Below are 25,619 nucleotides of genomic sequence, written 5' to 3'. Positions count from 1 at the left end.
CGCTCAGAGCGTGACCGCGGCGTACTCCGTCGCGGTCACGACCCGCACTCCCTCGTCGTGGACGAGCAGGAGCGCGCGGAGGGGGATGGCCCGCTTGTGGCACGCCGCCGCCAGGTGACGGGCGAGGACCCGGTCGGTCTCGCCGAGGAAGGCGCGCCCGGGACGTTCCAGGGCGAAGGCGAGCGAGCCCACGTCCTGGTGCGCGACGGCCTTGGCGAGGGTGGCGACGATCCGCTCGGTCTTCTCCTCGTCGGGGTGCACGGGGAGCCCGTCCACCGGGTAGAGGATCGGCAGCTGCACGCCGTCGCGGTCGAGGAAGATCGGCCACAGGGCCCGGCGGTAGGCCGGTCCGATCAGCGAGGAGACGCGCTCGCGCAGCTCGCGGTCGTTCAGGAGCGGCGCATCGAGGTGCGGAGCGGGAGCGGCGTGGTCGAGAGTGGTCATGGTGTCGCTTTCTCGTGGGCGAGCGGGCGGTGCCGCTGAGGGGTCATCGGAAGTTGCGGGAGGTGGTGCGAGCGCCGACCGTGAGGGTCTCGAACCTGTCGGCGAGGAGGTTCGTCACCCCCTCGTCGGAGCGCTCGAGGATCCCCCTGACCAGCAGGGCGGGTGCCTCGCGGGCCACGCGGCGGTAGCGGTTCCATACTCCGACGGAGCAGATCACGTTGAGGATCCCGTGCTCGTCCTCGAGGTTGAGGAAGGTCACTCCACCGGCTGTGGAGGGACGTTGGCGGTGGATCACGACCCCACCGACCTCGATCCGGGTCCCCGAGGGGATGCCGGGAAGATCGGCCGAGGAGCGGGCGCCGCGGCGAGCGATCCCCTCGCGGAGGTGGCGCAGCGGATGGTCGTCGGGCGAGATGCCGGTGGCCCAGAAGTCGAAGACCACGCGCTCCTGAGGGGAGAGCATCGGCAGGAGCGGGGGCTGCACGACGACCGTGGAGCCGGCGAGGAACTCCTCGCGGTCGCCTGCGGCGGTGCCGGCCTCCCAGAGCGCCTGCCGACGCTGCAGACCGAGCGAGTCGAAGGCGCCCGCGGCGCCGAGGGCCTCCAGCTGAGCCGCGGTCGTGCCGACCCGACGCGAGAGGTCGGCCATGCTCGCGTAGGGTCCGCCGCGTTCGCGCTCGGCGACGATGTGCTCGGCGAGCGCGGTGCCGATGCCCTTCACCCCTGCCAGCCCGAGCCGGATCACGAAGCCGCTGTCGCGCCTGTGGTCGTCCGTGTGGAAGTGCTCGGTGCGGTCGAACAGTCCCGTGGGCGGCTGATCGGCGCGGAGGCAGTCGTCGCTCCCGTAGGCGGCACCGCCCCTCCGGCGTGCGGGGGTGTCCTCCTTCGCCTCGAGCCCGGGAGGCGCCAGCGAGCGGTTGACGTCGGGCGAGACGACCTCCACTCCGTGACGCCGGGCATCGGCGACCAGGGTGTGCGGGGCGTAGAAGCCCATGGGCTGCGCCCTCAGCAGCGCGGCGGTGAACGCGGCGGGGTAGTGCAGGCGGAGCCAGGCGCTCGCGTAGACCAGCAGGGCGAAGCTGATCGCATGGCTCTCGGCGAAGCCGAAGTTCGCGAAGGCCTGGATCCGGAGGTAGATGTCGTCCGCGACCTCGCCCGTGATGCCGTTGCGGGCCATCCCCTGGTAGAGCCGCTCGCGGAGGGTCTCGATCTTCTCGGTCCCGCGCTTGGACCCCATCGCCCGGCGCAGCAGGTCGGCGTCCTCCGCGTTGCAGTCGCCGACGGCCACGGCCACCTGCATGAGCTGCTCCTGGAAGAGCGGCACGCCGAGGGTGCGCTTGAGCGGCGTCACGAGGAGGGGGTGCTGGTACGTCACCGGCTCCTCGCCGAGCTTGCGGCGGATGTAGGGATGGACCGCACCGCCCTGGATGGGGCCGGGGCGGATGAGCGCTACCTCGATCACCAGATCGTAGAAGCGGCGCGGCTGCAGCCGGGGGAGGGTGCCCATCTGCGCCCGGCTCTCGACCTGGAACACCCCGATCGAATCGGCGCGGCAGAGTTGGTCGTAGACGCCCTTCTCCTCCCGGGGGAGGGTGGAGAGGTCCCACTTCTCGCCGACGTGCTCGGCGACGAGGTCGAACGTGTACTGCAGGGCGGCGAGCATCCCGAGCCCGAGGAGGTCGAACTTGACCAGGCCCATCCAGGCACAGTCGTCCTTGTCCCACTGCAGGACGGTGCGGTCCTCCATCCGGGCGGGCTCGATCGGGCAGACCTCGCCCACGGGCCGGTCTGTCAGCACCATGCCGCCGGAGTGGATGCCCAGGTGCCGGGGCGTTCCCAGCACCCGGGTGGTCAGGGCGACCACGTCCTCGGGGATGTCGTGGTCGGTGCTCTCGGTGACGGACCCCCACCGCTCGACCTGCTTCGACCAGCCGTCCTGCTGCCCGGCGCTGTATCCGAGGGCCTTGGCCATGTCGCGCACGGCGAACTTGGGCCGGTAGGTGATGACGTTGGCGACCTGGGCCGCGTTCAGACGTCCGTACTTCCGGTAGACGTACTGGATCACCTCCTCGCGTCGCTCCGAGTCGAAGTCGACGTCGATGTCGGGCTCCTCGTCGCGGATGCTGGAGAGGAACCGCTCGAACGGCAGGTCGTAGAAGATCGAGTCGACCGCCGTGATGCCCAGGACGTAGCAGACCGCCGAGTTGGCGGCCGAGCCGCGTCCCTGGCAGAGGATGCCGTTCCGCTTGGCGTAGTGGACGATGTCGTGGACGATCAGGAAGTAGCCCGGGAAGTCCTTCTGTTCGATCACCGCGAGCTCCTTCTCGAGGCGCGCGAGGACGTCGGCGTCGGCGCGGGGGTACTTGGCCGGCACGGCCTCGCGCACGAGCTCGCGCAGCCAGCTCATCGAGGTGTGCCCCTCGGGGACCTCCTGGCGCGGCAGCCGGGGCCGGACTCGGCCGAGCTCGAAGGCGATCTCGTCGGCGACGCGCACCGTGTTCTCCACGGAGCCGGGGTAGCGGCCGAAGCGCTCGGCCATCTCGGCTCCGGAGCGCAGGTGGGCGCCGCCCGCGGCGGGGAGCCAGCCGTCCATCTCGTCGAGGCTCCGGCGTGCTCTGACCGCGGCGAGGGCCGTCTGGAGGGGGCGCTCCTCCGGCCGGGCGTAGTGCACGTTCCCGGTGGCGACCGTCCGCAGCCGGAGCTTCTCGGCGATCGCCGCCAGCTGGTCGTTGGCGCGCGAGGCGAGGGGATCCCCGTGGTCGTACAGCTCCACGAGGACGTTGGCGGGACCGAAGAGCCGGACGAGCTCGCGGACCTCCTGCTCGGCCGTGGCCACTCCTGCGGCGGCGAGCGCTTGACGGACCGCTCCCTTGCGGCAGCCCGTCAGCACGATCCAGTGGCCGTCGGCGGCGCGCGCGAGCTCCTCGAGGTCGTAGCTCGGCTTGCCCTTCTCGGCTCCGGCGAGCTGGGCGGTGGTGATCGCACGGGCGAGGCGGTGGTAGCCCTCCTCGCGGCGCGCGAGGACGAGCAGGTGGGTCCCCTCCGGATCGGCGACCCCGTTCTGAGGCGAGGTGAGCCCGATCGAGAGCTCGGCTCCGAAGGCCGTGCGGACGGCGTGCCCCTGCGCGGCCTCGGCCATCCTCACGATGCCGTAGAGGCCGTCGTGGTCGGTGAGCGCGAGAGTGTCGATGCCGAGCCGGACCGCCTCCTCGACCAGCTGCTCCGGCTTGCTCGCCCCGTCGAGGAAGCTGAAGTGGGAGTGGGCGTGCAGCTCGGCGTAGGGCACCGGATGAGCCGGCGGCCGGACGTCGTCCCCTGCCACGTAGGCGGGGCGCTTGTGCGACCAGGCCGGACTGTCGCCGCCGTCGCCCTGGACGACCGTGCCGTCGGCGCGCTTGCCGCTGGAGAGGCGGCGCTCGAACTCCGACCAGGGGATCGGCGGGTTGTTCCAGCCCATCGGGGCTCCTTCGGTGCTCGTTCGCGGTGGTGGAGGGATGCTCCGGTTCAGTCGTAGCGGGCCTCTGCGGCCCAGACCCCGTCGAGGCAGAGCAGCAGCCAGGCGACACCGGCGGCGTCGACCACCTGGAAGCGGTCGTAGCGGACGGCGGTGCTCGGATCCCACCAGCGCTCGTCGATCGGCCAGGGACCCGCCCATCCGGCGAGGGGCTCCAGGCGTGCCTGAGAGGTCCCGGGGGTGAAGTAGGCGGGCACGGAGCTGAGGGCGCCGCGCTCGTCGACGGCGACGGGTTCGCCCCTCGGTCCGCGGACCAGCACGGCCGCGGGCTCCGCGAAGACCGTCGGCGGGAGGGGCGGCGGCAGGGAGCCGGGCCAGGGCAGGGTCCTCGGCCGTGCGTCGCCCGGCTCCCGGTCGCCCCAGGGGATCAGGTGCTGGCGGTCGCGGAGGGATCGACCCCCTCCGATCGACGCGGTCATCACGGCCTCGTGCCCGAGCATGCTCTGCACGCGGCTCAGCCCGTGGTGGACGCGCTCCTCCGGAGCGGTGCCCCAGAGACCCTGCTCGTGGTTGCCGATCGCGTCGACCGCCTCGGGCTCGACGCACAGCCGCGAGATCGGCGCTCCGAGACCGGTGTCGATCTCCCCGCTGCCCTGCAGCTGCCAGCGGACCCGGTCGAGCACGTCGCCCGGGGTGAACCATCTCGGGTGCAGCCAGCTCCGGGAGGAGACCTCACCGCGCTCGCTGACGACCTCGATGCGGATGGCGGTCGCGACCAGCTGTGCGCGGGTGAGCCCGGCGACGAACTCCTCCGCGGGGACGCGGAAGGCGAAGGCGGCCTGGTCGATGCGGTCCAGAGGGGGCTCGAACTCCATCGCCCGGTCGAGGCGCTCCGGCGGGAGCCGGGGCACCACCGTCTCCGACTCCGCACCGGCGGCGAGGAGGTGCGCGTGGGCGCCCTCCGGTCCGAACCGGGCGGCGACGTCCTCGCGAGGGAGGGCGGCGAAGGCGCCGAGGGTGCGGACGCCGAGCCTGCGCAGGAGCGCCACCAGGTCGTCCCCCCGGCGGGGAGCACGGGCAGGGGCAGCGACGGACTCGGTCTCGAGGGCGTCGAGCGGGAGCGGAGCGAGGAAGCCTGCCGCTGCTCCCGGGGGCACGACGGCGACGGGGCAGCCGGAGTGCTTCGCGGCGAGCTCGGAGGCGAAGAGCCCGTCGGCGATCCCGATGCGGGCGTCGGGGAGACCCAGCTCGGCCAGCCGCTGCAGGATCGCCTCGGCCGCGCTCTGCTCGCTCCCGTAGTAGCGGCGCGGACCGCGGGCGCGGATCGCGCACAGACCGGGCCGGATCAGCTGGACGCCCGGGGTGATCTCCTCGAGCGCCTGGATGAGCGGCTCGAACGCCCGGTGGTCGAGCACCGGGTCGTACGGGAGGACGGCGAGACCCGTGCAACGGGACTGCGCCTCGCGCACGCGCATGCCCCGCCGGACCCCCTCCGCCCGAGCAGCGGGGGAGGAGGCGAAGACCAGGCTCTTCTCCGTGAGGGCCAGGGGGTGCCCGGCGCCGAGGCCGGCGTCGGCGGCGGCCGCGAGGAGGGGCCAGTCGGGGCACCAGACGAGGATCGTCCGCCGCAGCTCGGGTGCGCTCGCCATCTCAGACCGCCCGCTCGTGCAGGCGGCCGTGCTCGACCCGGGAGCCGAAGGCGCTCTCGACGCCGGGCATGCTCATCCGCACCGTGCGCACCCGGGTGCCGGCCCGGCCGACCACATCGACCATCGCCTCCCGGGAGCGCAGGTAGCCGTGGCCGTCGCCGAGCCCCTCCCAGCGGCTGCTGCGGATGCTGAGCCGCGCCTCGGCCTGGGGCCACTCGCCGAGGACCACGAGCGTGGCACCCCGCTGGCGCAGTCGTGCTCCCAGACGTGAGACGTCGGTCGAGGAGACGGAGGCGGGCGGACGGGTGAGCACGACGGTCAGCACATCGACCAGAGCGGCGGTGACGGTGAGCCAGTGCTCGGCCGGTGCGGGCACGAGCACCAGGCGCTCGAGGTCGATCCCCATGCCGGCCGCGGCCTCGGCCCCGAACTCCGGGACGCCCACCACGCCGCACCACGAGCCCTCGGCGGACGGGCCGGCCAGCAGCCCCATCGCCAGACTCATCGAGCCCTCCACCGAGTAGGCGGCACCCTGCTTGAGCGAGCCGCCCGGGAGCACGGAGGAGAAGGCCGGCAGGGTGGCGAGGCTCCTGGTCTCGAGGGTGGTCGCCTGCATGTCCCGGATGCGGGACTGCAGCTCCTTCACCGACGCGAGCTGCCGCAGAAGGGGCTCTGCGGCCTCGGCCGTCTCCGCGGAGACGAGGGATGAAGGGGGGCTCATCTGCCCATGTTCGAACATGTGTTCGAGTATGTCAATCGCCACCGACATCCACCGGCGAGCCGCTCGGACCCTTCCGTGACCGCCCGGCAAGGGGCACCGTGAAGGAGGTTCCAGACGTCCCGGGCAGTCTCGCATCCGCCCCCGACATCCCCGTCCGGGGGCGTTCTCCGCCGGGTCTCGGCGAGGGAGGGCCTCCTACCGCGCCTCTAGCATGGAGCCATGTCCGACGCCCTGCCCGACCCCGCCGACTCCGACGCCACCGCCCCGGCCGCGCCGCGCAGAAGGACCCTCGTGGTCAAGATGGGGTCCAGCTCGGTCACCAAGCAGTCGGGTCCGGATCCCGTTCTCCTGGCCAGCGCGCTCGAGAGCGCCTTCGCCGCCCGCGCGCTGGGCTGGGACGTCGTGCTGGTCTCCTCCGGCGCCGTCTCCTCGGGTCGGGCGCTCTTCGCCCGCTCGCAGGAGGAGCCGATCAGCGCCCGCCTGGCGGCAGCGGTGGGCCAGACCGTCCTGATGGGCTTCTACCGCTCGGTGGCCGAGCTCTCGGGCGCCCTGATCGCGCAGATCCTCATCGGCGAGTCCGACCTCGCCTCTCCCCGGCAGATGGCACACGTCGCCGAGGCGATCCGCCACGCCCTCGACGCCGGAGTCGTGCCCGTGGTCAACGGCAACGACACGATCGACTCCGCCGGCTCGGACAACGACGGCGTCGCCGGCGGATTGGCGATGCTCCTCGGCGCGGACCTGCTGCTGCTGCTCACCGACGTCCCCGGCGTCTTCGCCGGCAGCATCGCCGAGGGCGTGCACCTCGAGGAGCTGGGCATCTCGGAGCTGCGCCGCATCGGCGTGCAGAAGGGCGGCACCGGCCGAGGGGGCATCCGCTCCAAGCTGCGGGCCGCCGAGCTCGCCGCGCACAACGGCGTCTCGACCAGGATCGCCGGGGCGCGCACCCCCGAGGTCATCCTGGGCGCCCTGGGAGGGCCGGGCCCGGGCACCCTCGTCCGCGCCGTGCACGCGCATCCGCCCGTGGAGCAGCGCTGGATCTCCGGAGTGGCCACCGGCCGCGGCCGCGTCGAGATCAACCTCGAGGCCGAGCGGAGCATCGGAGCCGGCTCGAGCCTGTTCGCCTCGGGCATCAAGCGCGTCTCCGGCGAGTTCGGCGGCGGCGACGTGATCGAGGTGCGCGCCCTCAGCGGAGAGCTCCTCGCGCGCGGCGTCTCCCGCGTCTCCTCGCGTCTGCTGACCCTGGTCCGCGCACTCCGGGTCGACGAGATCGCCCGCGTCTTCGTGGCGGTCCTCGGCCATGCCGCCACGACGGCGCCGTCGGCGAGTCCGGAGGGGGAGGAGAGGCCGCAGCTGACCCGCGCTCTGGAGTACGCGCGCACTCTCTCCTCCGAGCACGCTCGGGCCGTCGCGATGGAGATCGTCTCCCTCTTCCCCGCCGAGAGCATCTCGGCCCTGCTGGGGCAGGGCGCGGGGGAGGGCGAGCTCGTCGAGCGCTACACCCGCCTCGTCCGCACCCTCGCCATCGTGGAGAACGAGAACCTGGCCGTCTTCCGCTCCTGACCGCCGGTGGCGCGCCACGTCTCAGTGCATTTCGCGCCTTCGCGTCATGATCGCCGTTCTCCGGTGTCTTCCTGGTGATGGCGCCGCTCCTGGGCGCCCCCGACGGAACGGATCATCGATGAGCGTCCCCACTTCCACAGCCGGCCACTTCCGCGAGTCCGACATCACGCCCGAGAGCTTCGAGATCGAGCGGCTCGAGCGGCGGCTCGCCCTGCTCGAGGCCTCGATCGCCCAGGGGGAGCGGGCACTGCTGGGCCGGGTCGACCCGAGCACCGGAGATCCCCTCCCAGGCGCCTGCGGGGGGCACCGAGCCCAGCTGGTCAGCAACCTGACGACGGAGCGGGCCCTCGCCGACCGCATCCGGGAGATGCTCGCCGCTCGGAGCTGACGGGGTGCGTACGGCACCATGGGGCCATGGTCACCATCACCGTCGCCGGTCTCGCCCAGCACTTCCACCCCGCCGAGCGGGGCACCGTCCGCCTCGAGATCCGGCGCGAGTCGCGATCCCGACCCCAGGCGCTCGCCGAGGTCACCGCCCTGCACGCGCGGGTCCGTGAGGAGGCGGCCGCCGAGCAGGCGTCCGGCGCCGCCACCTGGTGGTCCTCCGATCAGATCTCGGTCTCCTCGATCCGCCGGTACATCAAGGACTCGGACGTCACGCAGCTGTTCCATGTCGCGGCCGCCGGGGTCCGGGTGAAGTACCGGGACTTCGCGGCTCTCGGGCGCTGGGTCGGCTCGATCTCGGAGGTGCCGGGGATCCAGATCTCGGGGATCGACTGGGACGTGACGGCGGCGCGACGGGCGGGCATCGAGCGCGAGGTCCGCACCGCTGCCGTGCGCGACGCGCGCGAGCGGGCCGAGGCCTATGCGGCGGCCCTCGGCCTGACCGAGGTGCGGGTGCTGACCCTCTTCGAGCCGGGACTGCGGCCGCACACGCGCATCGAGGGCGGCTCGGCGATGATGAGCCGCGCCAAGGCGTTCTCCTCTCCTGAGGAGCCGCTGGCCCTCAAGCCGGAGGACATCGAGGTCACCGCCTCGGTCTCCGCCGACTTCGAGGCGCACTGACGCGGAGACGCGACCGGGCGACCGGTTCCGCTGCGGACGGAGAGCGCATGCCTGCACCTGCGACCCGCTGATCGTCTGCATGGCGACCCCGAGAGTCGCCCCGAGGCGACCGACCATCGGCTCCACGACGACCCCTCTCCGCCCCGATCAGCGGGCACGCGACCACCATACGTGTATTGAGGACTCCTCGGGAGCGCTGTCGCGGTTCGGCGTCCGCCGTGCACACCCTCCGGGAATAGCGGGGGACCCCCGAGCGCTGAGGCAGGCATGGTCTCGCGCATCGGCTTCCTCTCCTTCGGCCACTACCAGTCCGTCCCCGGGTCTCAGACCCGCTCGGCTCGCGACGTCCTCCTCCAGACGATCGAGCTCGCGGAGGCGGCGGAGGAGATCGGCATCGACGGCGCCTACGTCCGCGTGCACCACTTCGCGCCGCAGCTCGCCTCGCCGTTCCCGCTGCTGGCGGCGATCGCCGCGCGCACCCGCCGCATCGAGATCGGCACCGGGGTCATCGACATGCGCTACGAGAACCCGCTCTACATGGCGGAGGAGGCGGCCGCCACCGACCTGATCTCCGACGGCCGGCTCGAGCTCGGGGTCAGCCGGGGATCGCCCGAGACCGCCCTGCGCGGGTCCGAGACGTTCGGCTTCGTCCCCCCGGAGGGGATGACCGACGCCGACCTCGCCCGGCAGAAGGTGCGCATCCTCCGGGATGCGCTCGCCGGAGCGCCGGTCGCGCAGTCGGATCCGGCGATGACGCGCCAGTCGCTCCCGCTCTCGATCGAGCCGCGCTCGCCCGGCCTCGAGGACCGGATCTGGTGGGGTGCCGGCAGCTTCGCGACCGCGCGCTGGGCGGCCGAGCAGGGCATGAACCTGCAGTCGTCGACCCTGCTCCTGGAGGAGGAGGGCGTGCCCTTCGACGAGCTGCAGGCCCGCCAGATCCGCGAGTACCGCGCCGCGTGGAGCGAGGCGGGCTGGGAGCGCACCCCGCGCGTCTCCGTCTCGCGCAGCGTCCTCCCGATCACGAGCGATCTCGACCGCATGTACTTCGGCGGCCGCGGTGAGCAGGACCAGGTCGCCACCCTCGAGGGCGTCCGCGCCCGCTTCGGCCGCAGCTACACGGGCGAGCCGGACGCCGTCGCCGCCGAGCTCGCTGCGGACGCCGCCGTGCAGGAGGCGGACACGCTGCTGCTCACCGTTCCCAACCAGCTCGGGGTCGAGTACAACGCGCGGCTCCTGCGCACTGTCGTGGAATCGATCGCTCCGGCTCTCGGCTGGTCGCCGGCGACAGCAGGCGTCTGACGCCGAGGCACGGTCTGTGCAGGAGGGCCCTGCGGTGCAGGAGCGCCCCTGCGGTGCAGGAGCGCCCCTGCGGTGCAGGAGCGCCCCTGCGGTGCAGGAGCGCCCCTGCGGTGCAGGAGCGCCCCTGCGGTGCAGGAGCGCCCGTTTACTGCAGGAGCGCCCGTTTACTGCAGGAGACGCCCCCACCTCTTCGGGAAAGAGCGGGGCGTCTGCTCTCTCCGACCACAGCATCTTTCCCGCCGGCGCGAGGAGCGGACGGTGCCGGGAACGACGGAACCCCCCGCCTCTCCGAGGAGAGACGAGGGGTTCCGATCAGTGTGTCCGAGGGGGGACTTGAACCCCCACGCCCTATACGGGCACTAGCACCTCAAGCTAGCGCGTCTGCCATTTCCGCCACCCGGACGAGTGTTTCCTTCGACCTGCGTTTCCGCGGCCGAAGAAGACATTAGCACGGTTCCGGGGCCTCTCACGCCACCTCCCGGCCCACCGTCCTCCGCGCGCCGTCGAGCCCGCGCCGGTACCGTTGCCCGCATGTCCGACAGCATCGACAGCGCGCCCGTGACCGACAGCACCCTCGACGAGACGGCGCTCATCGCGCGCGATCTCATCCGCTTCGACACCAGCAACTACGGCGACGGGAAGGCGGAGCCGGAGCGCCCGGCCGCGGAGTACGTCGCGGCGAAGCTGCGCGACCTCGGCCTCGAGCCCGAGCTGATCGACTCCGACCCGGGACGCACGAGCGTCGTGGCGCGGGTCGCCGGGGAGGACCGCGAGCGCGGCGCCCTCGTCGTCCACGGGCACCTCGACGTGGTGCCCGCCATCGCCGACAACTGGAGCGTCGACCCGTTCGGCGGCGAGATCAAGGACGGCATGCTCTGGGGCCGCGGCGCGGTCGACATGAAGAACATGGACGCGATGATCCTCGCCTCGCTCGGCGACATCCTCCGTGAGGGGAGGCGCCCCTCCCGCGACCTCGTCATCGCCTTCTTCGCCGACGAGGAGGCGGGCGGTGTGCGGGGATCGGGATTCCTGGCCCGTGAGCGGCCCGAGCTGTTCGCCGGAGCGACCGAGGCGATCAGCGAGGTCGGCGGCTACTCGATCGAGCTGGCCGGCAAGCGGGCCTATCTCGTGCAGACGGGCGAGAAGGCGCTGATGTGGCTGACCCTCCGCGCGCACGGCACGGCGGGGCACGGCTCGCAGATCAACTCCGAGAACGCCGTCACCCGGCTGGCGCAGGCGATCGCCCGCATCGGAAGCGAGGAGTGGCCCACCCGCCTCACCGACACCACGCGCGAGCTGCTCGACGAGGTCGCCCGCCTGCTCGGCCACGACCCTCAGCGCAGCACTCCGGAGGAGCTGGCACTCGCCACCGGCACCGCCTCGCGCTTCATCGCCGCGACGCTGCGCACCACCGCCAATCCGTCGATGCTGTCGGCCGGCTACAAGGCCAACGTCATCCCGGACACCGCGGACGCCACCATCGACGTGCGCGTCCTCCCCGGCGAGGAGGACGCGGTGCTCGAGCGCCTGAAGGTCCTCGCGGGCGAGCACGTCGAGATCCTCGTCCAGCACCGCGACATCGGACTCGAGGTGCCCTTCGCCGGCCCCCTCGTCGAGAGCATGGCCTCCTCGATCCGCCGGTTCGATCCGGGCGCCGAGGTCCTCCCGTACCTGCTCTCCGGAGGCACCGACAACAAGGCGCTCTCGACGCTCGGCATCACCGGATACGGGTTCGCGCCGCTCCAGCTGCCGTCGTCCCTGGACTTCCCGGCGCTGTTCCACGGGGTCGACGAGCGCGTTCCACTGGACGCACTAGTGTTTGGCAGGAAGGTCCTGACCGATCTCCTGCTGAGCTCCTGACGGCGCCGCGGACCGGGTCAGCACCGACCGATCCCGACCGACTGCTGGCCGACGACGCCCCAGCCCTCCTCGAAAGTGACGCATGGGCCTGCTCGACGCGCTGATCCTGGGACTCGTCCAGGGTCTGACCGAATTCCTCCCCATCTCCTCCAGCGCCCACCTCCGGATCGTCAGCGAGCTGCTGCCCGGCCTCGGCGGCCGCGACACCGGAGCCGCTTTCACCGCGATCACGCAGCTGGGCACCGAGACCGCCGTCATCATCTACTTCTGGCGCGACATCGTGCGGATCGTGTCGCACTGGGCGCGCTCCCTCGTCGGCCGGATCCCGCGCTCGGACCCGGACGCCCGCATGGGCTGGCTCATCATCCTGGGCAGCCTTCCGATCATCGTCCTCGGCCTCGTCTTCCAGGACGCGATCGAGACGACCCTCCGCTCTCTGTGGGTGGTGGCCACCACCCTCATCCTCTTCGGCATCCTGCTCGGCATCGCCGACGCGGTCGGCGCGAAGAAGCGCCGCCTGCGCGACCTGGGCGTCCGCGACGGCCTGATCTTCGGAGGTGCGCAGGCGCTCGCCCTGATCCCCGGCGTCTCGCGCTCGGGAGGCACCATCACCGCCGGCCTCTTCCTCGGCTACGAGCGCAAGGCTGCGGCGCGCTACTCCTTCCTCCTCGCGATCCCCGCGGTGTTCGGCAGCGGTCTCTACCAGCTGTACAAGAGCATCAGCGACCCGGTCGTGCTCCCGAACCAGGTCCAGGTCGGCGGGCTCGAGACCCTCGTGGCGACCATCGTCGCGTTCGTGGTCGGCTTCGTCGTGATCGCGTTCTTCATGAGCTACATCTCCCGCCGCAGCTTCCTCCCGTTCGTCGTGTACCGCATCGTCCTCGGCGTCGTCCTGATGGTCGCGCTCGCCACCGGCCTGATCGCCGCCTAGATGCGCGCCTGGACCGCCGCCGACGTCCCCGCCCTGCCCGGCCGGGGGAGCGCACCGCGCCTGCACGACACCGCGACCGCCGGCCCCGTCGAGCTCGACGCGCCCAGCGGAGTCGCGAGCCTCTACGTCTGCGGCATCACGCCCTACGACGCCACCCACCTCGGGCACGCGTCGACCTACCTCGCCTTCGACACGGTCCAGCGCGTCTGGCTCGACGCGGGCTACACGGTCGAGTACGCCCAGAACGTGACCGACGTCGACGACCCTCTGCTCGAGCGTGCGACGGCCACCGGCGTCGACTGGCGCGACCTCGCCGAGGAGCAGGTCGAGCTGTTCCGCGGCGACATGGCCGCCCTGCGCGTCCTGCCTCCGCAGCACTACGTCGGAGTCACCGAGACCGTGGATCCCATCGCGGAAGCGGTCGCCCGCCTGGAGCGCGACGGCGTCGCCTACCGCGTCGCTGCTCCGGACGCGGCGGAGGAGGGCGCGAGCGACCTCTACTACGACATCGCCGCGGCCGAGAGCGCCGTCTGGCACCTGGGCAGCGAGAGCCGGCTCGACGCGGAGTCGATGGCCCGCTTCTCGGCGCTGCGCGGGGGCGACCCGGAGCGCGCCGGCAAGCGCGACCCCCTCGATCCGCTGCTCTGGCGGGCCGAGCGCGCCGGCGAGCCCGCCTGGGACGCCGAGGTCGGCCGCGGCCGTCCGGGCTGGCACATCGAGTGCTCGGTGATCGCCCTCGACCGGCTCGGACCCGAGTTCACCCTGCAGGGCGGCGGGAGCGACCTGGTCTTCCCGCACCACGAGTTCAGCGCCGGCCACGCCGCGTCGCTGTCCGGCCGTCCTCTGGCCCGCGCATACGCGCACGCCGGGATGGTCGCCTACCAGGGCGAGAAGATGAGCAAGTCGCTCGGGAATCTGGTGCTGGTCTCCCGTCTGCGGAGCGAGGGCGCGGACCCGCGGGCGATCCGCCTCGCGCTCCTCGCGCACCACTACCGCTCCGACTGGGAGTGGCTGCCCGAGGACCTGCCGTCGGCCGAGGCGCGCCTGGCGCGCTGGGAGTCGGCCCTCGCCGCCGTCGGACCGCGCTCGGCGCTCGAGGTGCTGGCGCAGCTGCGCGAGGCGCTGGCCGACGACCTCGGCACTCCGGCCGCCCTCGCCGTCGTCGACGCCGCACTGACCGAGGGCGTGGACGACCCGTCGCTCCTGCGCGACGCGGTCGACGCCCTGCTCGGGGTGCGCCCGGCCTGAACCCCGTCAGGCTCGAGTCCCGAATGGCTCGAGTCCCGTCAGGGCGGCCGGGAGGGGCATCGGCCGGCAGCGGTCCCGTGATCGACGACCGTCTCGGACGAGCGGGCGCCGGCGGATGCTACGGCCGCCAGGGCTCCTCGCCGGAGCGGCCGTCGCCGCGGCGGCGCAGGTAGCGCTCGAACTCCTGGGCGATCGCCTCGCCGCTCGCCTCGGGCGAGTCGACGGTGTCGCGCGCCTGCTCGAGCTGGGCGATGTAGGACGCCATCTCCTCGTCCTCGGCGGCGAGGGCGTCGATGCCGCGCTCCCACTCCTCCGCCTCCTCGACGAGGTCGCCGCGGGGGATCGCCAGGCCGACGACCTCCTCGAGCTTCTCGAGCAGCGCCAGCATCGCCTTGGGCGAGGGCGCGTTGTGCACGTAGTGCGGGACGGAGGCCCAGATCGAGACGGCGGGGATGCCGACCTTCTGCGCGGCCTCGCCGATCACGCTGAGGATGCCGACCGGCCCCTCGTAGCTGGAGCGCTCGAGCTCGAAGGAGCTCCGCAGCTCCGCGTTCTCGCTCGAGGCGAAGATCGAGATCGGCCGGGTGTGCGGGACGTCGGCGAGCATCGCGCCGAGGAAGACGACGGCGGAGATGTCGATCGCGAGCATGGCGTCGACGACCTCGGCGGCGAAGCTCTTCCAGCTGCGCGAGGGCTCGGTGCCGATCATGAGGTACAGCGCGCTCTCGGCGTCGACCGAGGTGTCGGCCGGGCCGAAGATCTGGGTGCCGGGCCAGGCGAGGCTGCGGCGGCCGTCCTCGCCGATCGAGAGCATGGGGCGGGTGTACTGGAAGTCGTAGTACTGCTCGGCGTCGACGGCGAAGAGGGGCACGTACTCCCCGGCGTCCTTGACCAGCCGCAGCGCGCCGCTGGCGGCGTCCCCGGCGTCGTTCCAGCCCTCGAAGGCCACGACCAGGACGTTCCCCGTGATCACGTTCATAGGCAGGATCTCCGCGTTCGGCTCGATGTGCGGGGAGCGCACACCGCGCCTGTCCCTCCGTCCAGGATAGGACCGCCCCCGGCCGCGCCTGTCCCGTCCGGCGGGATCGGCCGCGCTGTTCGCTCTCGGCCCGCGGCCGGGGAGGGGCGCGGCCCTGCCGGTACCATGGTCGCTCGTGACTCCCGAGACCTCCGCCCGGCCGCTGTCCTCCGAGCCGCTCGGAGGAGCGTCCGCCCCCGCCGCCGTCCTCTGGGACATGGACGGGACGCTCGTCGACACCGAGCCGTACTGGATGGCGTCGGAGCACGCGCTCGTCTCCTCCTTCGGCGGAGTGTGGACCCACGAGGACGCGATGGGACTCGTCGGCTCGGGCCTGCCCGCCGCCGCCCGCATCCTGCAGGGCAAGGGCGTCGACCTCTCCGTCGACGCGATCATCGACCGGATGACCGACGAGGTCGTCGACCAGCTGGCCGTGAGCATCCCGTGGCGACCGGGCGCGCTCGAGCTGCTGCACGCGGTGTCCGAGGCGGGAGTGCCGCAGGCGCTGGTCACGATGTCGATCTCGCGGATGGCCGCGGCCGTCGTGGACCGGATCCCGTTCCCCGCCTTCGCCGCCGTCGTCAGCGGCGACATGGTCGAGCGCAGCAAGCCTCACCCCGAGGCGTACCTCCTCGCCGCGAGCACCCTCGGTGTCGACATCGCCGCCTGCGTCGCGATCGAGGACTCCCTCACGGGCCTCGGCGCGGCCGTCGCCTCCGGAGCCGCGTCGATCGGCGTCCCGCACCAGCTGGAGCTCGACCCCGCCGGCCCCTACGCCCTCTGGCCCACTCTCGCGGGCCGCACCGTCGCGGACCTCGCGACGGTGTCCTCCGAGCACCGCGGCTCCGGCCCGGCCACGACCGAGACGGAGGCCCGCCGATGACCGGTGAGGCACTGCAGCATTCCGGACCCTTCCGCGCGGGAGACCGCGTCCAGCTGACGGGACCCAAGGGGCGGATGAACACCATCACGCTCGTTCCCGGCAAGGTGTTCCACACGCACCGGGGCGGCATCGAGCACGACACGGTGATCGGGCTGCCCGACGGCTCGGTGGTGACCAACACCGTCGGCGTCGAGCACCTCGCGCTGCGCCCTCTCCTCGCCGACTTCGTGATGTCGATGCCCCGCGGCGCGGCGATCGTGTACCCGAAGGACGCGGCCCAGATCCTCGCCCTCGCCGACGTCTTCCCCGGCGCCCGCGTGGTCGAGGCCGGTGTCGGCTCCGGCGCGCTCTCGCTCTGGCTGCTGCGGGCGGTGGGTCCGACCGGCCGGCTGTCGTCGTTCGAGCGGCGCGAGGAGTTCGCGGATGTCGCACGGGCGAACATCGAGACCTTCCTCGGCTACACGCCCGACAACTGGAGCGTCACCGTCGGCGACCTCGTCGAGGCGCTGCCCGGCACGGTCCCGTCCGGCGAGGCCGACCGCGTCGTGCTCGACATGCTCGCGCCCTGGGAGTGCCTCGACGTCGCCGCCGAGGCTCTCACGCCCGGGGGAGTCCTCCTCTGCTACGTGGCCACCGTCACGCAGCTCTCGCGGACGGCGGAGGCGATCCGCGCCTCGGGCCTGTTCACGAACCCGTCGTCGAACGAGACCATGGTCCGCGGCTGGCACGTCGAGGGCCTCGCGGTCCGGCCGGACCACCGGATGATCGGCCACACCGGCTTCCTCATCACCGCTCGCCGGCTCGCTCCGGACACCGTGCTCCCCGAGCTCAAGCGTCGCCCGTCGAAGACGGACTTCAGCGACGAGGACGTGGAGGCCTGGACCCCCGGCGCGCTCGGCGAGCGCGCCGTGAGCCCCAAGAGCCTGCGCAAGCGGGTCCGCGAGTCCGCCACCAGCGCCGAGCTCTCCCGGGCCCGCGGGTTCGGCGAGGAGACCGCGGAGCCCGACGACGAGGGCATCCTCTAAGCTGTTCCCGGCCTCCGGGCCGTCTCCACCCCGGGCGTCACCGCTCCCCTTCACTCGAATCGAGGACCCGTGCGCAGGACCACCGCGCTCATCGCCGGCATCGGCATCGTCGCCGCTCTCACCGGATGCACCGCGTCCTCCTCGCAGGCGGACTGCGACGCTCCGTTCTCCTCCGGCGACTCCTCGGCGGCGGTCAGCGCCACGGGCGACTTCGGAGCGAAGCCGGACGTCAGCGTCCCGACGCCGCTGAAGGCGGACGGCACGCAGGTCAGCACCCTCATCGAGGGCTCGGGCGCACCGCTCGAGAAGGGCCAGCTCGTCACCATCGACTACACCCTGGTCAACGGAGCGGACGGCACGGTCCTCGAGACCTCGCCCTACGACGGGTCGAGCACCGCCCGCTTCGGCGTCGGCGGAGCCGGGCTCGTCGGCCTGAACGAGGGCCTCCTCTGCACGCAGGTCGGCTCGCGCGTCGCCATCGCGATCGCCCCCGAGGACGGCTTCGGCCAGTCCTCGTCGCAGCTCGGCATCTCGGAGGACGACACGCTCGTGCTCGTCGCGGACGTCCGTGAGGCCTCGCTGGCCCGCGCGAACGGCGCCGCCCAGCCCGCGCCCGACGGCTTCCCGACGGTGACGCTCGGCGACGACGGACGCCCGGGGCTCGCGAAGCCCTCCGGTGACGCGCCGACCGACCTCCGCATCGCCCAGCTCAAGAAGGGCGACGGCGACGTCGTCGCCGAGGGCGACCAGGTCGTCGTGGCCTACACAGGCTGGCAGTGGAGCGACGGGAAGGTGTTCGACTCCAGCTGGGAGAAGGGCGCTCCCGCCGTCTTCACGGCCGCCGACGGCTCGACCACCCAGGGCGGAGTCATCGCCGGATTCGCCGACGCCCTCATCGGCCAGCCCGTCGGATCCCAGGTCATCGCGGTCATCCCGCCGGACCAGGGCTACGGCGACCAGGGCTCCCCTCAGGGCGGGATCCCCGGCGGCGCGACGCTGATCTTCGTCGCCGACATCCTCGGAAAGGTCTGACCGGGCCCGGCCCTAGACTGGAGGGCGTGCCTTCCGACGCCCCGTCCTCGAGCCGCGTCCCGGCCGAGGAGCGTCTGTTCAACCTCGTGCTCGCGCTCGTCGCGGCCGAGAACGGACTGACGAAGGCCGACGTCCTCTCTACGGTGCAGGGCTACCGGCAGCGGGTGGGCCGGGGCGACCGGACCTCGCTCGAGCGCCAGTTCGAGCGCGACAAGGACGACCTGCGCGAGCTGGGCATCCCGATCGAGACGGTCGACGCCCCGGGCGACCCGGGCAACACCCAGACCGTCCGGTACCGCATCGCGAAGCGCAGCTACGACCTCCCGGCCGACCTGACCTTCGACCCGGAGGAGCTCGCGCTGCTCCGCCTGGCCGGGGCGGTCTGGCGCGAGGGGACGCTCTCGGCGGAGTCGCGGCGCGCGCTGATCAAGCTGCGCTCGATCGGGGTCGAGTCCGTCGACCCCGTCATCGGCATCAGCCCCTCGATCCGGGTCCGCGAGGCCTCGTTCGAGCCGCTCAACGCTGCGCTCGACCGCGGCCAGGTCGTCCGCTTCCCCTATCTGAAGCCCGGCGGCGAGGAGCCGCGCGTGCGCACCGTGCAGCCCCGCGCCCTGGTGAACCACCAGGGGCGCTGGCACCTCCACGGCTGGGACGAGGGCGCCGAGGGCACGCGGACCTTCCTCCTGTCGCGGATCGTCGGGCCGGTCGCGTCCACCGGCCGCACCGCGCCTCTCGTGGAGGGGGACCACGCGGCGACCGCTCTCGCCCAGCTCGACGAGATCCTGCAGCGCAACAGCGCGCTCCTGCGCGTCGCCCCCGACTCCGACGCCGCCCTCCGTCTCGGCGGGCGTGCCGAGGCCGAGGGCGAGGGCCAGGGCCTGCTGCGCCTGCACTACACCGACCCGGACGTGCTCGCGGACGAGCTCGCCGGTCACGGTCCCGAGGTGCGGGTGCTCGAGCCGGAGGAGCTCCGCCGCCGCGTCCTCGACCGCCTCCGCCGCACCCTGGACGACCATGGAGGGGATCCCCGTGGCTAGACCCCGCTCCCTGCAGGCGCGCGACCGCCTGGCCGTCCTCCTCTCCCTCGTTCCCTACCTGCTCGACCGGGGCCGCGTCTCCGTCGCCGAGGTCGCCGCGCACTTCGAGATCCCGGAGGAGGAGGTGCGCCGCGCGGTGCGCCTCATCGCCGTCTCGGGCATCCCCGGCGAGACCGCGCAGTACCAGGCGAACGACCTCTTCGACATCGGCTGGGACGACTTCGAGGAGAACGACCACGTCGTCCTCACCCACCAGGTCGCGATCGACGACTCGCCGAGGTTCTCGGCGCGGGAGGCCGCCGCCCTCATCGCCGGCATGCAGTACCTCGCAGCGCTGCCCGAGAACCAGGGCAACGACCGGATCGCCTCGCTGATGGGGAAGCTCGCACGCGGCGCCTCCTCGGCCCCGAGCGCGGTCGCGGTCTCGCGCGGCACGGGCGCGGACAGCGCTGTGGCGCTCCTGCGGACAGCGATGGGCTCGGCGACGCAGGTCGCTTTCGACTACCGCAGCGCCCGCGGCGAGACCGAGTCCCGGCTCGTCGACCCCTTCGTGCTCGAATCGGTCGATCGGGACTGGTACCTGCGGGGATGGGACCACCTCCGCGAGGGCGTCAGGACGTTCCGGGTCGACAGGATGCGCTCCCTCCGCGACACGGGGACGCCGATCGTCCGGCGCCGCAACGAGGTGACCCTCTCGGAACGGCTCTTCGAGGCCTCCGCCTCCGATCTCGTCGTGGACCTGCGCGTCGCCCCCAGCGCCGTCGTGCTGCTGGGCGACTACGCGGCCGACGCCGAGTTCCCCGATCCCGTGCCGGGGGAGGAGGACCACGGTGTCCTCGTCCGTCTCCGCGTCGCCCATCTGGAGGGATTGACGCGCCTGGTGGCGTCGTTGGCGGGTCTCGTCACCGTGGTGGCACCCCCCGAGGCGCGCACCGCGGTCGCGCTCTGGGCGGCCTCCGCGCTCGCCGCGAACGTGGGGGAGCCGTCGTGACCTGGTGGTCGTGGATCCTGATCTGGCTCGGCCTCGCGCTGGGCGCTCTGGCGATGCTGGTCCTCTTCGCCCTCTCCTACTGGCGCAAGGGGAAGGTGCTCCTCGGACAGCTGTCCGAGGTCACCGCGAAACTCGAGACACTGAGTCCTGGAATGACGGACGACCTGCCGCCCCGGCCGTCCTCGTCGCTGTTCGCCGATCGCGACGACGTGAGGCGTGCGCACGAGGGCCGGCGTGACGCACGTCGCGACAGGATCGATCTCCGCCGGTCAGAACGGGTCGAACAGGGTAAGCTCCTCGTACACCGCAACCGACAAGTGAAGTGAGTCTGCAATGTTCGCTGGCCTCCAGGGGTGGCACCTCCTCATCATCCTCGCCGTGATCCTCCTCCTGTTCGGTGCGCCCAAGCTCCCGCAGCTGGCCCGCAGTGTCGGGCAGTCGATGCGGATCTTCAAGAGCGAGGTCAAGACCATGAAGGACGAGGACGGCACCGAGCGCCGTGAGTCGACCGAGGGGACCACCGGCACCGTCGCCGGATCCACCGGCACGACCACCGGCACCGGCACCACCACGCCGCCCGAGTCCCCGCTCAAGTAATGACGTCCGTGGCACCGAAGAAGCCACGGACGAAGCGGACGAAGAACCCCGACGGGCGCATGTCGCTCGGGGCGCACCTCGTCGAGCTTCGCAACAGGCTCTTCAAGTCCGCGATCGCGATCGTCATCGCGTGCGTCGCGGGGTGGTTCGTCTCGGAGTGGGTCTTCGAGGCCCTCAAGGCTCCGATCTCCGAGGTGGCCTCCACCCAGGGCAAGGAGGCGATCCTCAACTTCCCGACGATCGCCGGTGCCTTCGACCTGCGGCTGCAGATCGCCATCACGGTGGGCATCGTCCTGGCAAGCCCGGTCTGGCTGTACCAGATCTGGGCGTTCCTCGTCCCGGGCCTGACCCGCAAGGAGATGCGGTACGGCCTCGGCTTCATCCTCACCGCCATCCCGCTGTTCTTCGCGGGCTGCGCGGCCGGCTGGTTCGTGTTCCCGCACATCGTGGAGCTCCTGACGAGCTTCACCGGCAGCAACGCGGCGAGCTTCCTCGACGCCAAGATCTACTACGAGTTCGTTCTCAAGCTCGTGCTGGTCGTCGGCATCGCCTTCGTGCTGCCCGTCTTCCTGGTGCTCCTCAACTTCCTCGGCGTCCTCCCCGGCATGCTGATCCTCAAGTCGTGGCGCATCGCGATCATGGCGATCGTGCTCTTCACGGCGATCGCGACCCCCGCGGCCGACCCGATCTCGATGTTCCTCCTGGCCATCCCGATCATCTTCCTGTTCTTCCTCGCCTGCGGGATCGCGATCCTGCACGACCGGCGCGCCGCCAAGCGCCAGCTGGTGTTCGACGGCAGCCCCTCCGACCTGCCCGCGTGACCGGACCGTCTCCCGCCGAGCGGTTCGCCGCGTTCCGGACGCGCCAGGGCCACGCGAGGGTCGAGGCGTTCCGCTCGACCCTCGCGTTCGACCTCGACCCCTTCCAGTACGAGGCCTGCAGCGCGCTCGACGACGGCCACAGCGTCCTCGTCGCCGCGCCCACCGGCGCCGGCAAGACCGCGGTGGCCGAGTTCGCGATCCACCTGGCCATGCAGGACCCGACGGCCAAGGTCTTCTACACGACGCCGATGAAGGCGCTGAGCAACCAGAAGTTCCAGGAGTTCGTCGAGGACTACGGAGCCTCCGAGGTCGGCCTGCTGACCGGCGACTCGAACGTCAACGCGCGCGCCCGCATCGTCGTGATGACGACCGAGGTGCTGCGCAACATGCTGTACGCCGACTCGGACCTCCTGCGCGACCTCGCCTACGTCGTGATGGACGAGGTGCACTACCTCGCCGACCGCTTCCGCGGCGCCGTCTGGGAGGAGGTCATCATCCACCTCCCGCAGCGCGTGCGGCTGGTCTCGCTCAGCGCGACCGTGTCGAACGCCGAGGAGTTCGGCGACTGGCTCCAGACCGTCCGGGGCGAGACCGAGGTCATCGTCTCCGAGGAGCGGCCCGTCCCGCTCGACCAGCACGTCCTGGTGGGCGGCAAGCTGGTCGATCTCTTCGACTCCTCCGGTCGGGCGGCGACGAACCGGGTGAACCCCGAGCTCGCCCGCATGGCCCAGGGCGGCTCCCGGGTCGAGCGCGGCGGCAGGGGCGGCCGCAACGGCCGAGGCGGTCGCGGCCGCTACCCGGAGCAGCGCACCGAGGAGCTCGTGCTGCGCTCGGAGGTCGTCGAGATCCTCCGCGGCAAGAACCTCCTCCCCGCGATCTTCTTCGTCTTCAGCCGTGCGGGCTGCGACCAGGCCGTGCGCCAGGTGCTGCGGTCGGGCGTGCGCCTCACCGAGCGCCACGAGCGCGACGAGATCCGCGCGATCGTCGAGGAGCGGTGCCGGACGATCCGCGACGAGGACCTCGCGGTGCTCGGCTACTGGGAGTGGCTCGACGGACTCCAGCGGGGCGTCGCCGCGCACCACGCCGGGATGCTCCCCGCCTTCAAGGAGGTCGTCGAGGAGCTGTTCCTGCGCCGGCTCGTGCGCGTGGTCTTCGCGACCGAGACGCTCGCGCTCGGCATCAACATGCCGGCCCGCACGGTCGTCCTCGAGAAGCTCGAGAAGTTCAACGGCGAGGCGCGCGTCCCGATCACACCGGGGGAGTACACCCAGCTCACCGGCCGGGCGGGCCGACGCGGCATCGACGTCGAGGGCCACTCGGTGATCCAGTGGCGCGGCGGGATGGACCCTCAGGCGGTCGCGTCCCTCGCCTCCCGGCGGACCTACCCGCTCAACTCCAGCTTCCGCCCCAGCTACAACATGGCCGCGAACCTGATCGAGCAGTTCGGCCGGGTGCGCACGCGCGAGATCCTCGAGTCGTCGTTCGCGCAGTTCCAGGCCGACCGGTCCGTCGTCGATCTCGCCCGCCGGGTCCGCCAGCAGGAGGAGTCGATGGCGGGCTACGTCACGGCGATGCAGTGCCACCTGGGCGACTTCGAGCAGTACGCGGCGATCCGCCGTGAGATCGGCGACCTCGAGCGCCGGGGCGCGGTGCGCGGCGAGTCGGCCTCCCACGCCGAGCGCGAGAAGCGCCAGGGACAGCTCACGAGCCTGCGGCGTCGGATGAAGGCGCACCCGTGCCACGCCTGCTCCGACCGCGAGCAGCACGCGCGCTGGGCCGAGCGCTGGTGGAAGCTGCGCCGCGAGACCGACGAGATCGAGCGCCAGATCCGCTCGCGCACCGGCGCCGTCGCCCGCATCTTCGACCACATCACGGACGTGCTGCTCGAGCTCGGCTACTTCCGCCGGGACGAGGTCGGCGAGCTCTCGCTGACGCCCAACGGTCGCACGCTCCGCCGGATCTACGGGGAGCGGGACCTGCTCGTCGCCGAGTGCCTCCGGAAGCAGGCGTGGACGGAGCTCGATCCGGCCGGCCTCGCGGCGATGGCGTGCTGCCTGGTCTTCGAGCCGCGACGCGAGGAGGGGACGCTCGGCGAGCAGTTCCTGCCCCGCGGCGCGTTCCCCGAGGCGCTGGAGAGGACCCAGCTTCTGTGGGCCCGGCTCGACGACGTCGAGCGGGAGCACCGCCTGCCGGGCAGCAACCCGATCTCGACGAGCCTGGCGCTGTCGATGAACATGTGGGCCAAGGGCATGCCGCTCGACATGGTGCTCCGCGAGTCCGACATGGCCGCCGGCGACTTCGTGCGCTGGGCGAAGCAGACCATCGACCTCCTCGACCAGCTCTCCGTCGTCGCCGAGGGCAAGGTCGGCCGCGCGGCCCGGACCGCCCTCGACCTGGTCCGCCGCGGCATCGTCGCGTACTCGACGGTCGCATGACGCCGATCGCTCCTCCGCCCGACGGGCGGACCGTTCCGCTGTGGGTGGCGCTGCCCCTCGCCGCCCTCGGCGGCGCCGTGCTCGACCGCGGCTTCCCCGACTCCGACGTCTGGCCGCTGGCGATCGTGGGCGCCGCGGCGATCCTGTTCGCGCTGGGGGGGCGCGGCTTCTGGAGCGGAAGCCTCGTCGGCCTCGTCGGCGGAGCGGTCTTCTGGGGCGTCCACATCGAGTGGCTGACCCTCTACCTCGGCCCGGTCCCGTGGGCGGCCCTCGCCGGCCTGCAGGCGATCTTCTTCGCGCTCTCCGCGGGGCTGATGGCGGTCGTCTCCACGCGCGGCCACCGCGTCTGGAAGGGACCGCTCGGCCGGATGGTCGGCCTCCCCGCCCTCCTGGCGGCGCTCTGGATCGGGCGCGAGTCGATCACCAGCGTCTGGCCCTACGGCGGCTTCGCCTGGGGCCGCCTCGCGATCTCGCAGTCCCTCGGCCCGCTCGCCGGTCTCGCGGCGTGGATCGGCTTCGCCGGCCTCGGCTTCGTGGTGGCGTTCCTCGCGGCCGTGCTCGCGCAGGCCGTCCGCGAGATGTCCGTCCCGGCCTTCTCTCGCGTCAGCGCTCTCGCGGGCTTCGCGATCGTGGCGCTGGTGTTCCCCGCCTGGCCGGCACCGACGGAGGGCACGACCCGGATCGCCGCCGTCCAGGGCGACTCCGATGCGGGCCTGTTCTCGCAGAGCTACCGCGGGCAGATCCTCGAGGACCACACCTCGGCGACGCTGCCGATCCTCGATCAGGACGTCGACATGGTGGTGTGGCCCGAGAACGGCGTCGACATCGATCCGACCCGGAACGCCCAGTCGGCCGCCGTCCTCGACTACCTCAGCCGGACGATGGACGCGCCGTTCGTCGTGGGCACGATCACGAACCCCTCGGACGACGTCTTCTACAACAGCTCGCTGCTCTGGAAGGCGGGGGAGGGGGCGACGCAGGTCTACGACAAGGTGCATCCCGTCCCGTTCGCCGAGTACATGCCGGACCGGGCGTTCTGGCGGATGTTCGCTCCGGACCTGGTCGACCTGGTGAGCCGCGACTACTCGATCGGCACCCGTCCCAACGTCTTCGACGTGAACGGCGTCCTCGCAGGCATCGCGATCTGCTTCGACATCTCGGACGACGCGCTGACGAACGCGATGGTCGACGGGGGAGCCCAGGTCATCCTCGGGCAGACCAACAACGCCGACTTCGGCCGGACGGACGAGAGCGTCCAGCAGCTCGCCATCGCTCGCCTGCGGGCCATCGAGACCGGGCGCAGCGTGGTCAACATCTCGACCGTCGGGACGAGTGCGATCATCGGGCCGGACGGCGCGACGATCGACTCCCTGACATGGTTCGAGCCGGGTGCCATGGTGGACGAGGTCCCCCTCAGCTCCACCACGACCCCGGCTCTGGTGTGGGCGCGAGACCTCGGCTGGTACTTCCTGGCCGCCGGTCTCATCGTCATGGTCTCGTTCGTCCTCAGGACGCGCGAGCCGCGACGCCGTTCCCGCTGACCGGC

General features: G+C 72.2%; 22 protein-coding genes and 1 tRNA gene. 17 read left to right on the top strand and 6 right to left on the bottom strand.

The window, feature by feature from the left end; translation table 11 throughout:
- Positions 1-3 precede the first annotated feature (3 nt).
- The 4 genes from C5B98_RS04830 to C5B98_RS04815 are packed head-to-tail and all read right to left on the bottom strand — an operon-like array spanning position 4 to position 6,268.
- The gene (locus tag C5B98_RS04830) at positions 4-444 is read right to left on the bottom strand and encodes a hypothetical protein (protein ID WP_104221992.1); all 441 of its coding nucleotides are present in this window, start codon (positions 442-444) and stop codon (positions 4-6) included.
- A gap of 43 nt (positions 445-487) precedes the next feature.
- The gene (locus tag C5B98_RS04825) at positions 488-3,901 is read right to left on the bottom strand and encodes an error-prone DNA polymerase (protein WP_104327394.1); all 3,414 of its coding nucleotides are present in this window, start codon (positions 3,899-3,901) and stop codon (positions 488-490) included.
- A gap of 47 nt (positions 3,902-3,948) precedes the next feature.
- Positions 3,949-5,547, bottom strand: a complete 1,599-nt coding sequence (locus C5B98_RS04820; RefSeq protein WP_104221996.1) for a DNA polymerase Y family protein — start codon at positions 5,545-5,547, stop codon at positions 3,949-3,951.
- A 1-nt stretch (position 5,548) separates the two neighbouring features.
- On the bottom strand, positions 5,549-6,268 hold the full coding sequence (locus C5B98_RS04815) for a hypothetical protein (protein ID WP_104221998.1): 720 nt from the start codon (positions 6,266-6,268) through the stop codon (positions 5,549-5,551).
- 219 nt (positions 6,269-6,487) lie between these two features.
- Here C5B98_RS04815 and proB point away from each other — a divergent pair, with 219 nt between their 5' ends.
- From proB to C5B98_RS04795, 4 genes are all read left to right on the top strand, one after another.
- Complete coding sequence (gene proB / locus C5B98_RS04810) at positions 6,488-7,831, top strand: glutamate 5-kinase (RefSeq protein ID WP_104222000.1); 1,344 nt, start codon at positions 6,488-6,490, stop codon at positions 7,829-7,831.
- 118 nt (positions 7,832-7,949) lie between these two features.
- Positions 7,950-8,219: a hypothetical protein gene (locus C5B98_RS04805; protein ID WP_104222002.1), complete on the top strand. Its 270-nt coding sequence runs from the start codon at positions 7,950-7,952 to the stop codon at positions 8,217-8,219.
- Positions 8,220-8,245: 26 nt separating this feature from the next.
- Positions 8,246-8,896 carry an SIMPL domain-containing protein gene (locus C5B98_RS04800; RefSeq protein ID WP_104222004.1) on the top strand — a complete coding sequence of 217 codons (651 nt, stop codon included), beginning with the start codon at positions 8,246-8,248 and terminating at the stop codon, positions 8,894-8,896.
- A gap of 267 nt (positions 8,897-9,163) precedes the next feature.
- Positions 9,164-10,195 (top strand): LLM class flavin-dependent oxidoreductase, encoded by a 1,032-nt coding sequence (locus C5B98_RS04795; RefSeq protein ID WP_104222006.1) that lies wholly within the window; start codon positions 9,164-9,166, stop codon positions 10,193-10,195.
- A 318-nt stretch (positions 10,196-10,513) separates the two neighbouring features.
- On the opposite strand, the gene C5B98_RS04790 is transcribed toward C5B98_RS04795, so the two are convergent.
- Positions 10,514-10,598 (bottom strand) — tRNA-Leu (locus tag C5B98_RS04790).
- Positions 10,599-10,726: 128 nt separating this feature from the next.
- Between C5B98_RS04790 and C5B98_RS04785 the strand changes: the two genes are divergently transcribed.
- The 3 genes from C5B98_RS04785 to mshC all read left to right on the top strand — a co-directional run bounded on the left by C5B98_RS04785 (position 10,727) and on the right by mshC (position 14,234).
- The gene (locus tag C5B98_RS04785) at positions 10,727-12,055 is read left to right on the top strand and encodes a M20/M25/M40 family metallo-hydrolase (RefSeq protein ID WP_181065457.1); all 1,329 of its coding nucleotides are present in this window, start codon (positions 10,727-10,729) and stop codon (positions 12,053-12,055) included.
- 82 nt (positions 12,056-12,137) lie between these two features.
- Positions 12,138-12,986 (top strand): undecaprenyl-diphosphate phosphatase, encoded by an 849-nt coding sequence (locus tag C5B98_RS04780; protein WP_104222008.1) that lies wholly within the window; start codon positions 12,138-12,140, stop codon positions 12,984-12,986.
- A complete protein-coding gene (gene mshC, locus C5B98_RS04775) occupies positions 12,987-14,234 on the top strand; it encodes a cysteine--1-D-myo-inosityl 2-amino-2-deoxy-alpha-D-glucopyranoside ligase (RefSeq protein WP_104222010.1) in 1,248 nt (415 codons plus the stop codon). It abuts the gene before it with no gap.
- A 118-nt stretch (positions 14,235-14,352) separates the two neighbouring features.
- On the opposite strand, the gene C5B98_RS04770 is transcribed toward mshC, so the two are convergent.
- On the bottom strand, positions 14,353-15,213 hold the full coding sequence (locus C5B98_RS04770; RefSeq protein ID WP_104222142.1) for a proteasome assembly chaperone family protein: 861 nt from the start codon (positions 15,211-15,213) through the stop codon (positions 14,353-14,355).
- Between the two features lie 175 nt (positions 15,214-15,388).
- Here C5B98_RS04770 and C5B98_RS04765 point away from each other — a divergent pair, with 175 nt between their 5' ends.
- From C5B98_RS04765 to lnt, 10 genes are all read left to right on the top strand, one after another.
- Entirely contained in the window at positions 15,389-16,135 is a 747-nt protein-coding gene (locus tag C5B98_RS04765) for an HAD family phosphatase (protein ID WP_258062132.1), read from the top strand.
- Entirely contained in the window at positions 16,132-17,160 is a 1,029-nt protein-coding gene (locus tag C5B98_RS04760) for a tRNA (adenine-N1)-methyltransferase (protein ID WP_104222012.1), read from the top strand. Before C5B98_RS04765 ends, C5B98_RS04760 begins: the two co-directional genes overlap by 4 nt.
- Positions 17,161-17,229: 69 nt before the next feature.
- Positions 17,230-18,192: an FKBP-type peptidyl-prolyl cis-trans isomerase gene (locus C5B98_RS04755; protein ID WP_104222014.1), complete on the top strand. Its 963-nt coding sequence runs from the start codon at positions 17,230-17,232 to the stop codon at positions 18,190-18,192.
- 26 nt (positions 18,193-18,218) lie between these two features.
- Positions 18,219-19,229, top strand: coding sequence for a YafY family protein (locus tag C5B98_RS04750; RefSeq protein ID WP_104222016.1), 1,011 nt, complete (start codon positions 18,219-18,221; stop codon positions 19,227-19,229).
- Positions 19,222-20,220 (top strand): YafY family protein, encoded by a 999-nt coding sequence (locus C5B98_RS04745; RefSeq protein WP_258062133.1) that lies wholly within the window; start codon positions 19,222-19,224, stop codon positions 20,218-20,220. The genes C5B98_RS04750 and C5B98_RS04745 overlap by 8 nt, the downstream gene beginning before the upstream one ends.
- Positions 20,217-20,546: a hypothetical protein gene (locus C5B98_RS04740; RefSeq protein ID WP_104222020.1), complete on the top strand. Its 330-nt coding sequence runs from the start codon at positions 20,217-20,219 to the stop codon at positions 20,544-20,546. The genes C5B98_RS04745 and C5B98_RS04740 overlap by 4 nt, the downstream gene beginning before the upstream one ends.
- Positions 20,547-20,553: 7 nt before the next feature.
- Positions 20,554-20,817, top strand: a complete 264-nt coding sequence (tatA, locus tag C5B98_RS04735) for a Sec-independent protein translocase subunit TatA (RefSeq protein ID WP_104222022.1) — start codon at positions 20,554-20,556, stop codon at positions 20,815-20,817.
- A gap of 59 nt (positions 20,818-20,876) precedes the next feature.
- Positions 20,877-21,638, top strand: a complete 762-nt coding sequence (tatC, locus tag C5B98_RS04730; protein ID WP_104222024.1) for a twin-arginine translocase subunit TatC — start codon at positions 20,877-20,879, stop codon at positions 21,636-21,638.
- Positions 21,635-24,073, top strand: a complete 2,439-nt coding sequence (locus C5B98_RS04725) for an RNA helicase (protein ID WP_104222026.1) — start codon at positions 21,635-21,637, stop codon at positions 24,071-24,073. The genes tatC and C5B98_RS04725 overlap by 4 nt, the downstream gene beginning before the upstream one ends.
- Positions 24,070-25,614 (top strand): apolipoprotein N-acyltransferase, encoded by a 1,545-nt coding sequence (lnt, locus tag C5B98_RS04720; protein ID WP_104327393.1) that lies wholly within the window; start codon positions 24,070-24,072, stop codon positions 25,612-25,614. Before C5B98_RS04725 ends, lnt begins: the two co-directional genes overlap by 4 nt.
- Positions 25,615-25,619: the final 5 nt, after the last annotated feature.

Origin of the sequence: Rathayibacter sp. AY1A5, assembly GCF_002930875.1 — a bacterium.
Lineage (GTDB): Bacteria > Actinomycetota > Actinomycetes > Actinomycetales > Microbacteriaceae > Rathayibacter.
This window is presented reverse-complemented; position numbering and strand designations above follow the sequence as displayed.